The sequence below is a fragment of the Nonomuraea sp. NPDC050478 genome (genome assembly GCF_044458265.1).
Lineage (GTDB): Bacteria > Actinomycetota > Actinomycetes > Streptosporangiales > Streptosporangiaceae > Nonomuraea > Nonomuraea ferruginea.
In genome coordinates, this window is the sequence record NZ_JBITHT010000010.1 from 229,211 (window position 1) to 243,794 (window position 14,584).

Annotated in this window: 14 protein-coding genes; 6 read left to right on the plus strand and 8 right to left on the minus strand. The window is 70.8% G+C overall.

Going from position 1 to position 14,584, the window contains the following annotated elements; genetic code table 11:
* The first annotated feature begins 14 nt into the window (after window positions 1–14).
* Together ACIBF7_RS40200 and ACIBF7_RS40205 are read left to right on the plus strand one after the other, a co-directional pair.
* A complete protein-coding gene (locus ACIBF7_RS40200) occupies window positions 15–356 on the plus strand; it encodes a DUF3147 family protein (protein ID WP_397199450.1) in 342 nt (113 codons plus the stop codon).
* On the plus strand, window positions 353–745 hold the full coding sequence (locus ACIBF7_RS40205) for a DUF3147 family protein (RefSeq protein ID WP_271277265.1): 393 nt from the start codon (window positions 353–355) through the stop codon (window positions 743–745). The genes ACIBF7_RS40200 and ACIBF7_RS40205 overlap by 4 nt, the downstream gene beginning before the upstream one ends.
* Before the next feature lie 130 nt (window positions 746–875).
* On the opposite strand, the gene ACIBF7_RS40210 is transcribed toward ACIBF7_RS40205, so the two are convergent.
* Window positions 876–1,334 (minus strand): hypothetical protein, encoded by a 459-nt coding sequence (locus ACIBF7_RS40210; RefSeq protein ID WP_397199451.1) that lies wholly within the window; start codon window positions 1,332–1,334, stop codon window positions 876–878.
* Between the two features lie 943 nt (window positions 1,335–2,277).
* On the opposite strand from ACIBF7_RS40210, the gene ACIBF7_RS40215 reads away from it, so the two are divergent.
* Entirely contained in the window at window positions 2,278–3,150 is an 873-nt protein-coding gene (locus tag ACIBF7_RS40215; RefSeq protein ID WP_397199452.1) for a hypothetical protein, read from the plus strand.
* A 103-nt stretch (window positions 3,151–3,253) separates the two neighbouring features.
* On the opposite strand, the gene ACIBF7_RS40220 is transcribed toward ACIBF7_RS40215, so the two are convergent.
* Genes ACIBF7_RS40220 through ACIBF7_RS40230 form a run of 3 tightly spaced genes read right to left on the minus strand, consistent with a single transcriptional unit; the run spans window position 3,254 to window position 6,121 of the window.
* Window positions 3,254–4,471, minus strand: coding sequence for an aminopeptidase (locus ACIBF7_RS40220; protein WP_397199453.1), 1,218 nt, complete (start codon window positions 4,469–4,471; stop codon window positions 3,254–3,256).
* On the minus strand, window positions 4,452–5,600 hold the full coding sequence (locus ACIBF7_RS40225; RefSeq protein WP_397199454.1) for an MFS transporter: 1,149 nt from the start codon (window positions 5,598–5,600) through the stop codon (window positions 4,452–4,454). Before ACIBF7_RS40225 ends, ACIBF7_RS40220 begins: the two co-directional genes overlap by 20 nt.
* A complete protein-coding gene (locus tag ACIBF7_RS40230; protein ID WP_148034960.1) occupies window positions 5,597–6,121 on the minus strand; it encodes a transcriptional regulator in 525 nt (174 codons plus the stop codon). The genes ACIBF7_RS40225 and ACIBF7_RS40230 overlap by 4 nt, the downstream gene beginning before the upstream one ends.
* 105 nt (window positions 6,122–6,226) lie before the next feature.
* Here ACIBF7_RS40230 and ACIBF7_RS40235 point away from each other — a divergent pair, with 105 nt between their 5' ends.
* Window positions 6,227–8,221, plus strand: coding sequence for a hypothetical protein (locus ACIBF7_RS40235; protein WP_397199455.1), 1,995 nt, complete (start codon window positions 6,227–6,229; stop codon window positions 8,219–8,221).
* Window positions 8,222–8,248: 27 nt separating this feature from the next.
* Here ACIBF7_RS40235 and ACIBF7_RS40240 read toward each other — a convergent pair whose 3' ends face one another.
* On the minus strand, window positions 8,249–9,778 hold the full coding sequence (locus ACIBF7_RS40240) for an FAD-dependent oxidoreductase (protein WP_397199456.1): 1,530 nt from the start codon (window positions 9,776–9,778) through the stop codon (window positions 8,249–8,251).
* A 163-nt stretch (window positions 9,779–9,941) separates the two neighbouring features.
* On the opposite strand from ACIBF7_RS40240, the gene ACIBF7_RS40245 reads away from it, so the two are divergent.
* Entirely contained in the window at window positions 9,942–10,661 is a 720-nt protein-coding gene (locus ACIBF7_RS40245) for a hypothetical protein (RefSeq protein WP_397199457.1), read from the plus strand.
* On the opposite strand, the gene ACIBF7_RS40250 is transcribed toward ACIBF7_RS40245, so the two are convergent.
* Window positions 10,578–11,411 carry a TetR/AcrR family transcriptional regulator gene (locus ACIBF7_RS40250; protein WP_397199458.1) on the minus strand — a complete coding sequence of 278 codons (834 nt, stop codon included), beginning with the start codon at window positions 11,409–11,411 and terminating at the stop codon, window positions 10,578–10,580. The two genes, ACIBF7_RS40245 and ACIBF7_RS40250, sit on opposite strands and share 84 nt — an antisense overlap.
* A 31-nt stretch (window positions 11,412–11,442) precedes the next feature.
* On the opposite strand from ACIBF7_RS40250, the gene ACIBF7_RS40255 reads away from it, so the two are divergent.
* Entirely contained in the window at window positions 11,443–12,207 is a 765-nt protein-coding gene (locus ACIBF7_RS40255) for a CPBP family intramembrane glutamic endopeptidase (RefSeq protein WP_397199459.1), read from the plus strand.
* Here ACIBF7_RS40255 and ACIBF7_RS40260 read toward each other — a convergent pair.
* A complete protein-coding gene (locus tag ACIBF7_RS40260; protein WP_148034956.1) occupies window positions 12,167–12,676 on the minus strand; it encodes a hypothetical protein in 510 nt (169 codons plus the stop codon). The two genes, ACIBF7_RS40255 and ACIBF7_RS40260, sit on opposite strands and share 41 nt — an antisense overlap.
* Before the next feature lie 154 nt (window positions 12,677–12,830).
* On the minus strand, window positions 12,831–14,441 hold the full coding sequence (locus ACIBF7_RS40265) for an alkaline phosphatase D family protein (protein WP_397199460.1): 1,611 nt from the start codon (window positions 14,439–14,441) through the stop codon (window positions 12,831–12,833).
* Between the last annotated feature and the right edge of the window lie 143 nt (window positions 14,442–14,584).

A 14,584-nucleotide genomic window follows, 5' to 3' on the forward strand; every position in this document is an offset into this window, starting at 1 on the left:
CGGACCGGCGTTCGATGAGCCAGCTGTGGTGGATCGCGGGGCGTGGACTGCTCGGAGGCCTGCTCGTGATGGTCTTCGCGGTGATCGGCGAGATGATGACGCCCAAGCGTTTCGCCGGCATCTTCGCCGCCGCTCCGGCCGTGGCGATAGCCGGGATGACGGTGACGGTGCTGCACCAGGGGCATGGCCCGCTCGCGGAGTCCGCGCTCGGCATGATCGCCGGATCGGTGGCGCTGGTGGCGTACTGTGTGGCGGCCGTGCCGCTCGTGGGTCGCCTGGGCGCCTTCGCGGGTTCGCTGGCGGCGCTCGCCGTGTGGGGGGCCGTCGCGGGCGCGGGCTGGGCGCTGCTGACATGAGAGCCTGGAGCGGGATCCGGCTACGGCCGTCGAAGCTGCGGGAGACGCCGGTGCGCGGGCTGGTGGTGCGCTTCGTCTTCGGCGCGTTCGTCTCGGTGGTCGCCGGGGTGGTCGGGCACGTCTGGGGGCCGGTGGCAGGGGGTGTGTTCCTGGCCTTTCCCGCCATCCTGGGCGCCACGCTGACCCTCATCGAGGAGGAGGAGCACCGGCGCGATCCGGCCGAGCAGGACGCGCGGGGCGCGGTGCTGGGCGCGACGGGCATGATCGCCTTCGCCGCGTGCGTATGGGCGCTGGCCCTCCGGCTGCCCGCTCCACTGGTGCTGGGGATCGCGACGGTGGCATGGGCGGTGGTCGCCGGCACCCTGTACCAGGCCTTCGGCGCCCGCTGATCGGGTCTGGCGCGGCCTTTCTTCCTTCGGCTCCCCCGAGGTCGCCCTGGCCCCGGACGGCACCGAGACCGACCAGCCCTCGACCGGAGCGCCGGCCTCCTGACCCTGGGTTCCAGGCTCCCGGCACGTCTCAACGAGTGATGCGAAGGGCCCACTCGACCGCGTCGGTGGCCTGGATCCGTACCGTCAGGGTCTTTCTCTCGCCGAGGTCGAGGCGGTTCATGATGGGGCTGACCACGTCGTCGAGGCAGGTGAAGGGCATGGTGATGCCCGGCTCCAGAACGATCTCCACCTTGCCCTGCCCGCGGCAATTGAACAGCACCCACAGTTCGTCCTTGCCGGGTGGGATGTCCCCGACGACCATGGATCCCTTCCTCGGCCCCGCCTTGAGGACGGTCTTCGTGCCGGCGTCCATGCCCGGCAGGCGGAGAGGTGATGGCGTGGCGACCGCGGTCCCGGCCGGGGCGGCCGACGAGGTGGCGCCTCGCGGCTCCGACACCGGATCGGCTGGAGGTGATGCCGCGCAGGCCGCCGCCGAAAGTGCGAGGGTGCTGGAGATCAGGAGAGGCGCCACCTGTCGGATCGTCATGTTCGGATCACCTTTGCTTGATGTACCAGCCAACGCGCCACGGGGTCCACGCGGTCACGCTTCTCTTCTTTCGGGACAAACGTGGTCTTCTTCCGCCAGACGCTGTACGTGGCGGTGGTCGTCTTCCGCGCCGGCGTGGGGGAGTCACTCATGCTGATGGCCGGCGAGCAACCTCTTGTGCTGGGCCGTCTCGTATGCTGCACCGTTCGCAGGGTCGCCGCATTCGCGGATTATGGGCTTATGCTTACCGCCCGTCCATAACAAAAGCCCACAGTGTTGCCGGAGTTAATAAGAAGCATCCGGTTTCCTGGGCGAATGTGATGTGGTGTCATCGAAGGTCCCTGGGACGCTGTGGCCGAACCGCAGCAGGCCGTCGCGGTGAACCATCACCACGGCCGTGTCGAGCATCCGCGTCCGGTCTCCTGGTCGCTGAGCCGGGCGCGGCGCCGGCTGGGGCCGGTGGGCCTCGGCGGGCACGCTTCTCGGCGAGCACGCGGGCGTCGTAGGCGGTGCGGGCGGCGGCGATCTCGTTCTGGTGCGTCTCGGTCCAGGTGCCGCGCGTACGGGTGAGCATGCGCCGGCTGACCCCGTCGATCATGCGGCGCAGCCCGGTGAAGCGCAGGCTGCGCCGGTCGAGTGCTCGGCTACGGCGGCTTCATGCTGCTGGGCGGCCGGGCGGCCGACCTGCGGCGGCTTCGATCTGGCCGGCGCCCTCAGCATCACCGGCGCGATGCTGCTGCTGGTGTACGGCGTGGTCCGGCTTGAGCATCCCGGCGACGGCCTCGCGGGCACGATCGGCGTGAGGTGCGCGGCTGGAGCAGCCTGCAGACCGGTCTGGCCATGCTGGTGATCAGCATCGACACGATCCTCGACCACGTTCTCGTACTGGAGCCCCCGGCAGAACACGGTGAGCCTGACACCGTGGCCATGACAGCATGGACCAATGGCGGTGGAGTGGTCGCGAGCGGAGATCGTCGAAGCGCTGAGAACGTGCGCGCTCCGGGTAGGCGGGACGGAGGACGGGTACTCCGGGCTCGACGTCATCGCGGAGCCGGACACCATGCTCGTGACGTTCCGCTGGCGGCTCGATCCGAACGTCTACGCCGTCGAGGTCGCGTTCCCGACGGAGCCGACCAGTCCGTGGACCGGCCTGGCGGTGACCTCGGCGTACGAGTGGGCCGCGGACGTCATGGCCGGGCTCTCGGAGAACCTCGCGACCGGGCTGGTCGGCTGGGGCGGCCGGACGATCCGCGATGGCCACGTCGTGCTGGACTCGCGCCATCCTGTGGACGTCGTTCCCGCCGGGTACTACGTCGCGTCGGTTCCCCTCGTGGGCGTGCCCCGCTCGTCGGGGCCCAAGCGGAAGGGGACCTTCTTCACGTGGGGGTCGCCGGAAGCGCTGGTGCCGCTGCCTCCGTCCGAGATGGGCTCCTGGCTGGCCGAGGAGGGGATGGACGTGAGCCTTCCCCGGCAGCTGGTCGTCGAGGACAGGCTGGCCTGCTGGGTGCAGGCCTACGTCGACAACGCCCGCGCAGAACCCCACGTGGGACACGCCGTCGCGTCCTGGGAGGACGCGCGGCACACCGTCGCACGTCTGGAACTGGTGCACCTCCAGCCCGGCGTCCCGTCGGACGTGGGGGCGGCGCTGGCGCACGGGGCGGTCCGCGTGGTGACCGAGGCCGGTGCTCTGCGCGTGGTCACCGCGATCGACGGTCCCGAGCTTCGAGGACTGGGGTTCCAGCCGGCGAACGGGGGCGGGCTCACGTTCTCCACCAGCGTCACCCCACCCCCGCCGCACGACGCGGCTGAGCTCTGACCCAGGCCGGATCCTCGTTACCGGACCTCTCACGACCCGGCGGCGGCGGCCCGTCACGCCGGCTCGACGTTCTCGGCTGCGGCCCCGGGGGGTTCGATGCCGGTCAGACCTGCCATTCGTCGTCGCGGAGGAGCTCGACCGCGCCGCCGTCGTGGCCGACTCCGGTGACGGTGACGTCGGGGCCGCCCACCATGAAGTCGACGTGCACGCGGGAACGGTTGACCCCGGCCGCGTCCAGGTCGGCGGCCTCCCGCGCGCGCAGGTGCGCGGGCACGCCGGGAGGCAGCCCGGCGCCCCAGGCCAGATGGCAGGTGGCGTTCTCGTCCAGCAGCGTTTCGAGGTACGTGATCCCCGACCGTCCGACTGGTGAGGAGCCGTCGACGAGTGCCAGCTCACCGAGCCGGGCGGCCCCGGCATCGGTCGCCTGGTGGGTGCGGACGACGTCCGCGCCGCTGCTCGCTCGTACCTCGGTCACCACACCTGCGGTGAAGGTCAGTTCGAGGTCGCGGATGACGGTTCCGTTGAGGATCAGCGGACGCGTCGAGCGAACCGTGCCGTCCACCCGGCGGTAGTCGGGAGTGGTGAACACCTCCTCCGTGGGGAGGTTGCACTGGAAGACGTGCCCCTTGACCGATTCGAGCCGCGCCGCGGTCCAGTGGGCGTCGGGCAGCAGGCCGATGGTCAGGTCGGTCCCCGGCCCTTCGAACCGTACGGCGTCGAGACGCAGGTCCTCCAGCACCTCCGCGCGGCGGAGCAGTTCGGCGATCCGCCGCTCCCAGGCGGCCCGGGGATCGGGCTGGTCGAGCCGGAGGATGGGGCGCAGGTGCTGCCACAACCGGGCCTCGTCCGGCTCCCCGAAGATCGCCTGAGCCCACTCCGCCGTCGGACCGGGGACGATGGCCCAGCGGACCAGGTTGCCGAGCTGGAGCCGCTGCCTCGACGTGAGGTAGGGCATCCGATCCAGACCCGCCCGGATCGGATCCTGCCCGACCAGGAGGTCCGGGGTCGCGGTGCCCCGGATGTTGACCAGGACGCCGCAGTGGCGGGCGAGCTCCTCATTGCGCGCGTCCAGCCAGGAAGGAACCTCGCCCAGCGTCGCTTCGTCCGCGTGCTGGACCCGTGACCGCCTGGCGTACGGGTCGAAGTACCAGATGTCGACATAGCGAGCGCCTCGGGCGTACGCGGCCTCCGCCAGGGCGCGGGCGAGCGGGGCATGCTCGATCTCGGCGTTGATCAGGACCCGGTCGTCGCGGTCGACCGGCACGGCGATGTCGAAGACGACGTCGGCGTACCCGGCCAGCTCAGCGGGGGGAATGGTCATGGATGTCTCCGTGGGGTGAGGCCTCACGAGGCTTGCGGCCGAGGGGGAGGAACAGCAGGGGCGCCAGTGCCGCCACCGCGGCCGCGGCGGCGAACCCGTACGTCAGCCCGAGGGACTGCGCGATGGCGCCGAGCGCGAGCGCGGCCGTCAGGAACCCGAGGTCGAAGAACGCCGTCGTGGTGGCCAGCGCCGAGCCGCGCTGCTCGGCGGGCAGGCCGGTCACCGCCATGGTCAGGAACGCCGGAAGGCCCAGCGCCTGCCCGGTACCGAGCACCGCCGCCGCGAGCAGCGCTCCCGTGACGGACGGCCAGACGATGAGCATGGCCAGCCCTGCCGCGGTGAGGATGAGCGAGGCCGCCGCCATCGTGCGCGGGGCGATCCGGGTCGACAGCCGATGACCGGCCAGCCGTACCGTGAGCAGCACGCAGCCGTAGAGCAGGAAGTGGATGCCGCTGTCGTCGCCGCCCAGCGCCGCGACGTGCAACGGCAGGAAGGCGCTGAAGGCCGTGTATCCCCACACCGACGCCCAGTAGGCGAATCCGGGAGCAAGGCCCGCTCGGTGGACGAGCGGCCCGGCCTTCCTCGTGCGGGACGGCTCGCCGCCCGCGGGCCCGGCCAGGAACAGGCAGCCGGCGAAGGCCGCGACGGCCACCGTTCCCGACAACGCCCACACGGCCCACAGACCGGCGGCGACGCGTACGGCCTCGGCCAGGGGCGGCCCCGCGAGCAGACCGGCGTTGACCGCGACGGAGAAGTGGTTGATCGCCGCGCCGCGCCGTTCGTGGTCGCTGGCCGAGGCGGCCAGGCCGACGTACGTCAGAGCCTCGCCGACCCCCGCGACGGCGCGGCAGACCAGGAACAGCGGCAGCGAGTCGGCCAGGAGCACGGCCGACGAACCGGCGGCCAGCAGCAGGGCGCCGGCGCACGCGGTCGCCCTGCGACCCCGGCGGTCGGCCAGCCTGCCCGCGACCGGCCGGGCGAGCAGGCCGAACATGGAGGTCATCGCCAGACAGACGCCGACCAGGACCGGGCCCTGGTCCAGCGGGCCGGTGACGTACCTCGGGATGACGGGTATGAGCAGCCCCAGCGACAGGAAGCACGCTCCTGTGCACAGCAGCAGGCGGGTCATCGCGCGTCGTCGAGTTCCAGCAGAAGGGCGGTCATGCTCACCTTGATCCTGTCGCTGGACCGGGGCGGCCCCGCCTTGCCATGGACCAGAGCGACCGCCTGGTCGACCAGCCCCACGACCTCCTCCCACACGGACCGGTCCAGCCACACCTCGGCGTCCATCGACGTGCGCGTGACCTGAGCCTGGGTGAGACGTCGTGACAGGTCGACGCTGAGCGCCTCGTGGAGGAGTTGCCGCCCCTGCGTCCGATCCAGGCGGGCTCCGCTGGAGGGGTCGTAACGGTAGCGCCTCCGGGGTCTGCCTTTGCCTCCTCGCGGCGGCTGCTCGTCGACGTGCTCCAGGAAACCCGCCTCGGCGAGCTGGCGCAGATGGTAGCTGGCCGAGGCGTGGGCGATCCCCAGCTCCTCCGCGACCTCGGTGGCCGACATGGACGTGCCGGTGAGCAGCGAGACGATGCGGATGCGGAGCGGGTTGGCCAGTGCTCGCAGCGGTACCAGATCGTCGTCGTTTTCCCAAGACATGTTGGGATCATAGCTTTCCAACATCTCTTGGGAAAGAGGTCCGTCTGGCCGCCGAGACTTCTGACAGGCGAGACGGCGACCCTGCGGGGATGGGAGGCTTGGACCGTGCGTACCTGGTTCGAGCCCGAAGAGGCCGAGGAGTTCGAGGCGACCAAGGACCTGCTGATCCGGCGGTGCGTCACCTGGGCGAAGGAGCACGGGCATCCAGCCGATGGCCTGCTGCTCTCCGCCGCCGTCGACGCCCGGCACGAGAGCCGTGACGGCCGGCTGGCGTACTGGGACCGTACGCGCATCAGGTTCTTCCTGCTGCGGTACGTGCCGTACAAGGTGACGGCTTCGCGGGAGGAGCTCGACCTCGCCCCGGAGGTGCTGCGCACGTACCTGCGCTATCTCGACGTCACGGGCCTTCGCGACCCGCGCGGCGCCACGCTCGCGGAGGCGGAGGAGATCATCGCCGGGGCGCAGGCGGAGTACGCGTCCGCGCTCGACGATCCCACGCTGCGAGGGTTGGCGACGTTCTGGGCGCACACGGCTCTCGACCAGGGATTCGATCTCACCGTCCCGGGGGCGTTCGAGCGGTTCAAGCGCGAACTCGACGCCGGACGCGTCCCGTACGACCAGCAGGTGCTCGACAAGATCATGCAGAACCGCTTGGTGTACGGCGGCATCGACGAGGAACGCGCCTTCCCTCAGCCGCCTGTCTCCCTGCCCCCCGCGTCCGAGCTGGCGGAGGCCGCCGGGCGCAGCCGGACCGTCCAGCGCCTCATCACCCTGGCCGATTGGGTGGGCAAGGACGGCCGCGCCCTCACCGACGCGGGCAACCTCCGCGTCGCCGACGCCCTCGAGGTGTCGGCCCTGCTGGGCACCGGCGAGGACCAGCCGCACGTCCGCAGCGCCGCCGACCTGCCGCAGCTCAACCTGCTGCTCGCCTGGGCCAGGAAGCTGCGGCTGACCCGCACCAGCAAGGGGCGGCTGCTCCGCGTGGCCAAGGCCGTACCCCTGCTGCGCGACCCGGAGACGCTGTGGGGTCGCGCGTTCGAGGTCCTGCCGGAGCTGGGGCGCGTGGTCACCGTGCCCGTCGCGACGTGGCGGCCCGAGCCCATCCTGGCCGAGATCTTCGACGAGATTCTCCCGGACGTGCTCAACTCCATGTACGGGCTGGACGAGATGCCTGTGGTCCGGCTCGAAGAGATGGTGTGGCTGGCCTGCCAGGAGTACGTCGTTCTCGACGAGGAGGAGCACCGGCTTGATCTCTTGCGCCGCGAGGTCGCCCGGGACCTGGGACGCATGTTCGAGGTCCTGTCCGACCTCGGGGCCGTGGAGCTCACCCACGGCCCCGCCGACCCCCTCTACGCGAGCGACCTCGACCACGACGACCAGCCCTTGCCGCCGGACGCGGTCGAACGCCTGCGCGCCGCCCTCTCCGAGTCCGACCTCCCGCTGGTCCGCCTCACTCCACTCGGCGTGCGCGGCGTCCGCGACCGCCTCCTCGCCGAGGGCCGCGACGCTCCCCTCGTCGGCGAACTGGCCACCGCCCCGCCGGCCGAGCTGCTCGGGGTGCTCGCCCAGCACTATCCACCGGAGGACGCCGTCGCGGAGCTCCAGGGGTGGCTGGCCCGGCCGGGGCAGGACGTCGAGATGTTGGTGCAGGCCGTACGGGATTGCCCGTTCCGTACGCGGGTGGGGGCGATGCTGCGCGTGCTGGCCGGCGCCCTTCCCGAAAGGCGGCTGCTGCAGGACCTACGGCACGACCCGGTCCTCGGGCCCGCCGTGTGGACGCAGCTCATCGATGCGGGGGAGATGAGGCCCGGGTCGTTGAGCGAGCGGGAGAACCTGCTGCTGGGGTCGGAGAACTTTCTGTCGGTGCTGGAACTCGCGGGGCCTGAGGGGCTTGTCGAGCAGCTCAGGAGAATGGGGGGCGGGGACGCGGACGAGTTCCTGGAGGCGATCCTGGCGTCGGGGCACCCTGATGTCGTGGGGTTGCGGGAGCTACGCGAGCTGGTGGCCGAGCCGCTCCGCAGGACCGCCCGCCACCCCCTCCGCCTCGTCCCCACCCGGCCGCCGGGAGCCCGAGGTCGCCGGAAGAAGCGTAAACGCTGATCTTGATCATTGAACTGCGCGGCCAGGTTACGGGTTGTCCGGGTCGACCGGTTCCAGGGGCCGAGTGGCCGGACCGTGCAGGACAGCTCCGTCGGGTCCGAATCGGGAGCCGTGGCAGGGGCATTCCCAGGTCTGTTCGGCCTGGTTGAAGGCGACGACGCAGCCGAGGTGGGTGCAGGTGGCGGAGACCGCGTGGACGACGCCTGCCGCGTCGCGGGAGACCGCGCACCGCCGCCCGCCGATACGGACGATGGCGCCCGATCCCGGAGCGACGTCGTCGACCGAATCGGCGTGGGAGGGGCGCAGCCGATCGCCGATCAGGTGGCGTGCGGCCTTGGCCTGGAGCTTGGCGATGGGGCCGGCTTCACGCAGCGGGTGAAGCCGCCGGGGATCGTACAGCTCGGCCCACGGCAGATCGTGCCCGGTGATGAGAGCGGAGAGGAGTTTGCCGGACATGACGCCGTTGCTCATGCCCCAGCCGCCGAATCCGGTGGCGACGTAGACGTGCTTGGCGCCGGGGTGGAAGTGGCCCACGTAGGGCAGGTGGTCGGTGCTGGTGTTGTCCTGTGCCGCCCACCGGTGGCTGATCTGTGTGCCGGTGAACCGGTCGCGGGTCCAGGCGGCCAGGCGCTGGAATCGTTCGCCGGCGTCACCGGAGCCGGGGTCGGCGGTCTCCCCTGTGACGATGAGCAGGCGCTGCCCATCCCGATATGGGGTGGTGCGGATCGACCGGGTGTTGTGCTCCGAGGTGATGTACATCCCGCCCGGGTCCTGCTCAGCTGGGATCGGCCCGGCGACCACGAGCTCACGCCGCGGCTCCAGCCGGGAGAACATCAGCGCCCGGTCGAAGATCGGATAGTGCGTGGCCACCACGACATCGCCGGCGGTGACCGTGGTGCCGTTCTCGCACGCCAGCCGGCACGGCCGCCCCTCCTCCAGCCCCATCACCCGGGTACGTTCGAACACCCGGGCGCCGTCGTCGGCCATCCGCCGCACCAGTGCGAGAAGGAACTTACGAGGGTGGAACTGGGCCTGGTCCTCCACCCGGACGGCCGCCGCGACGTCGAACGGGAGACCCGTCCGGGTCACCAAGGAGGCGGGCAGTCCGGCCTGCTGGGCCGCCTCCACCTCAGCGGTGATCTGCTCGGTCTCCCCGCCGGACTCCACATAGGTGTAGGCGGGCAGGCGTTCCAGGTCGCAGTCGATCCCCAGCTCGGCGGCGGTCGCGAACACGTGCTCGACCGCGTCCTGTTGCGACTGCGCGTACAGCCTGGCGGCCTGCTCCCCGTGCGACTTGCGCAACCGTGCGTAGATGAGCGTGTGCTGTACGGACAGCTTGGCGGTGGTGTAGCCGGTGACGCCCCCGGCGACGCGGTCCGCTTCGAGCACGACGACCGAGCGCCCCGTCCGCGACAACTCCCACGCCGCGCACAACCCGGCGATCCCACCGCCGACGACGGCGACATCGGCGGTGATGTCCTGCTCAAGCGAGGGAAACGAGGTGGTGGGGGTCGACTCGACCCAGTACGACTCGGGCACTCCCGGAAGCGCTGCCATGACGGACGCCCTGCCCTCGCGCCCGCCGGTTAGACGCACCACCGGTTATACGCACCGAGAGCCTCGAAGACGCCGATGGCGGTGACGCGGCGGGCCGCATAGTGTGTGGCGTAGATCGTACTTCGGGGCCGAGTTCCGGACGAGACCAGGGGCGAGCACGGAGATGACGTCAGAAGCCTCGGCGACACCGGCCGACGTGGCCACCTCCGGCAGGGTGCCGCTCGACGCGCTGGACGTCCCTCGCAGGTCGGGTGCCGAGCCGTTCACCGAGGCCGGGGCCCCGGCCGGTGCCACCTTGGCCGACTTCTGGGGATGGGCGTGCTCCGACGTGGTCGGCAACAGGCTGCGCGGCGTCCTCGCCGAGTACATCGTCGCCCTGGCCCTGGAAGTCCATGAAGGTGTCCGTACGGAGTGGGACGCGGTCGACCTGGTGCTGCCCAGCAGGCTGAAGGTCGAGGTCAAGTCGGCGGCCTACCTGCAGTCATGGAGCCAGCGGCAGCCGTCGGCCATCAAGTTCACCATCGCCCGTGCCAAGGGCTGGGACGCGCGGACGAACGTGGTGGCCGCCACGCCGGAGCGGCCCAGCGACGTGTACGTCTTCTGCCTTCTCCACCACACGGACAAGCGGACGATCGACCCGCTCAACCTGGACCAGTGGGAGTTCTACGTCACCTCGACGGCGGCGCTGGAGGCGGCGTTCGGCGACCGGACGCAGATCTCGCTGGCGGCACTGCGGACGATCGTCCCCGTCCCCGTACCGTTCGGCGGGCTCAAGGATTGCGTGCTCTCCTGCCAGGGCTCACGCAAGGTCGTCCCACGTGACGTCCGGATCGGGTTCGAGGTAGGTGACCGCGATGCTCGCGGCCGCTATGCCGAGCAGTGACCAGTCGGAGGCGGCGCTCGCCGTGGTGGGATTGGCGGGCACGCGCCGGGTGAGCAGGTCCGGGTCGGACAGCGACATCAGCACCAGGCCACGCATCGCCGCACAGGCCAGGGTCGCGATGAGCGGGAAACTGCCGCCCGTCCCCGGCCGCAGCCGGTAGCCCAGCGCCGTCGCCACCGTCTCCCAGCCGCGCGCCACGCGATCGACGAACCGCCGCTCGGAGCGGGCGAGCGCGGCCTGCACGTCGGCCCGCAGGTCCCCTTCCGGCAGGCTCAGGAACGTGGCCTGCAAGGCCAGGTACGTGCGCCACTCCGGGGAGCCGTGGACCGCCTCGAAGTCGCTGACCGCGGTCACCCGCAGGAGTTCGGTGACCAGGTCGTGGCGGCCCTGAGGCGAGGCCAGGTCCTCGGAACGGCTGGACAGGACCTCACTGAGCACCTCCCCGGTGATCTCCAGGGCCGGCGCGGAGGCGGGCGCGGCGCCGCGGGCCAGCTCGCGCAGCAGGTCGCTGAAGAACAGGTCCTTGTACGGCCAGCGGCGGTAGACGGCTGTCCTGGACACCCCGGCGTCACGGATGACGTCCTCGAAACCCAGGTGGTCGAGCCCCACGGTCAGGCCGTCGCGGTGGACCATCGCCACGGCCGTGTCGAGCATCCGCCGTTCGGTCTCCTGGTCGCTGAGCCGGGCGCGGCGCCGGGCGGGGGCGGTGGGCCTCGACGGGTCGTGGTCCGGCGGGTAGTTTCGAGCCATGAGACATGGTATCCCAAGTTCCATTAGTGGCGTGGCGGTGTTCTTCCCGCTGGTGTTCCTGTTCAGCGTCCCGTTCGTGGTGGTGGGGTCCCTGTCCAGCGCGCAGATCGTGCCGGGCGTGCCTCTGTCGGGGCTGGCCTTCGTCTGTCCGGCTCTGGCCGCGGCCGTGCTCGTCCACCGCGAGGGCGGGATGGACGGGGTGCGAGCGCTCGCCGGACGCGCCTTCGACGCCGGCCGGGTCGGCCGCAAGGCGTGGTTCGTGCCCGCTCTGCTGCTGTACCCGGCCGTGGTGGCCCTGTCGTACGTGCTGTTACGCCTGTCCGGCACCTCCTTGCCGGACGCGCGCATCTCCCTGACCTCGGCGCTGTCACTGGCCGCCGCGCTCTTCGTGGGCGCGCTGTGCGAGGAACTGGGCTGGTCGGGCTACGCCACCCGGCCCTTGCAAGCTCGCTGGGGACCGGCGTGGGCGGCCCTGATCCTCGGGTCGGCCTGGGCCGTCTGGCACTGGCCTGCGCTGCTCCAGGTGGGCCGTCCGGTGTCCTGGATCGCCTGGTGGTCGCTCGGCACCGTCGCGGCCCGCGTGATCATGGTGTGGCTGTTCGCCCACATGGGCGGCAGCGTCCTGGCCATGGCGCTGTTCCACATGACACTCAACCTGGCCTGGCAGCTCTTCCCGGTCGACGGATCACATTTCCCCGTGGCGCTGGTGGCGGTGCTGATGACGATCGTGGCTGTGACCATCGTCGTGCTGGACTTCAGTAGAGCGAAGGCAGCGTCCGCGCGACCGCGTCGTTGAAGCGGTCGAGCAGCGGTTCGAGACCTTTGCTGTGCTGCCGTGCCTCGTCAAGGCTGCCGGCCCAGATGGAGTCGCCGGCCACTTTTTCGACCTCTGCGGCGAGCGAGCGAATGCCGTCATCGAAAACCCGGGCCCGGGAGGACTTCAACAGGAGCAAGGCCGTGGACCATCCGACGGCCGTGGGCGTCTCCCATCGCCGTGCCGGCCACTGCCCTGTCTCTTTCGAGACGGCGATGAGCCTGTCGAGTTCGGCGTACGCCGATTGGACCAGATCCGTTATCGCGCTCTGGAGAGTGAGGATGCTGTCCCGCTGGAACGTGTCGCGCGCCGTCCGTCGCTCCCGTTCGTACTGACGATCGCTCTGGTCCGTCTCACGCTTGCCCTTCTGGACTTCCGCATAGATCGTCACGATCGCCGTGATGACAGAGCCCACCAGGACTCCGATCAAGCCGAAAAGCGCCTCGCTCACGTTGGCCCTCTTCCCTCAGATGCGGTCAGCCGGGTGTCCTCCCACCATCATGGGGCTGCCTTCGTCGGAGCCGCTCGCCTCCGACAGACGGCTCCGTCCGTACACATGCACAGGAGGTGGGCCCTCCCGGGCCCACCTCCTGGTGCGGGTGGTGTCAGACGATCGGACCCTCACTGGCGAGCTGGACGCCGGGGCGGCCGTTCTCGACGACGTATGTGGCTCGGGTGGACGCCGGAGCGCCCGGCCGGTCGACGTACGGGAGCACCCGGAAGTCGGTGCTCCACAGGTCCTCGGTCACCGTGCACCGCAGGTATCCCCGCCGGTAGTTGGCGAACTTGATGTGCGGGTTGGCGCGTACCGACAGCTGCGAGTAGGAGTCCATGTCGGAACCGTTGCCCTCGGCGCTGATCGAGGTGCAGACGAACTCGCTGGCCAGCACCGGGGCGGCCGGGTCGCGGTAGTCGGCCTTGATGTCGCCGGCGTGGTGCCGGTGGCGGTCGCCGGTCAGCACGACGAGGTTGTCGACCCCGCGGTTCCGCGCGCCGTCGAGCACCCGGCGGCGGTTCGCGTCGTACCCGTCCCAGGGGTCCATGAAGACCGAGACCGCAGCGGTGTCGTCCATGTCGGTCTCGGCCATCGGCGCCTGGTTGGCCAGCACCTGCCACCGGACGTGGGAGCGCTCGAAGCTGTCCAGGAGCCACCGCTCCTGCTCCCAGCCCATCATCGTCCGGTTCGGGTCCAGGCTGTCCGGGTTCGGGGCGGCCAGGCCGCCGCCGGCCGCCTGGTCGTCGCGGTACTGCCGGGTGTCGAGCACGTTGATGTCGAGCAGGTCGCCGTAGGCGAGCCTCCGGTACAACTGCATGTCCGGACCGTTCGGCAGGGCCGACGCGCGCAGCGGCAGGTTCTCGTAGTAGGCCTGGAAGGCGGCGGCGCGCCGGTCCATGAAGCCCGGGATGTCGGCAGGGTTCTGCGGGATGTCGTCGGCCCAGTCGTTGTCGACCTCGTGGTCGTCGAGGGTCACCGCCCAGGGGTGGGCGGCGTGCGCCGCCATCAGGTCCGCGTCGCTCTTGTACAGGCTGTACTGCAGGCGGTAGCGCTCCAGCGTGACCGTCTCGGGGGACAGGTAGTCCGGGACCGTGGTCTGACGGGTGCCGCCGTTCGCCGGTACGCCGTTCTCGTAGATGTAGTCGCCGACGTGGAGGACCAGGTCGAGGTCGTCCTCGGCCATCCGCTGGTACGCGGTGTAGAAACCCTGCTGCCACAGGGCACAGCTGGCGACCGCCAGGGAGACCGAGCTGACGTGGGCGCCGTGGGCCGGGGCGGTCTTGGTCCGCCCGACGGGACTGATGTCGGTGCCGACCTTGAACCGGTAGAAGTAGTGCCGGCCGGGTCGCAGGCCCCACACCTCTGGGTGGACGGAGTGGTTGAGCTCCGGCGTGGCGACGGCGGTGCCGCGCTTGACGATCCGGCGGAAGCCCTCGTCCTCGGCGACCTGCCAGTGGACGGGGACCCGCCGCCGCGGCATGCCGCCCGACCCGTCGGCGGCGAGCGGATCCGGGGCGATGCGGGTCCACAGCACGACGGAATCCGGCAGCGGGTCGCCGGAGGCGACACCGAGCTTGAACGGGTTGTCCGGCAGACCGCGCTGCAGCGGCGTCGCCCCGGCCGGGTCGGGGATGGCACTGGTGCCGAGGAGTACGGCCGCCGCGCCGGCGCCGCCGAGGAAACCGCGTCGGCTGAGGGTGCGTCCGAGCGGAGAATTCATTGAGGGGTGTCCTTCGAAGATCAGGAATGAGGGCAGCGATGCTAACGGCGGGGGGTGAACCACGGGTTGGCGGTAGGTGATCGGCGGGGAAATGCCAGGTACGGTACAAGATCGCTACTTTGTTCACAACCGGTGCTTGACCA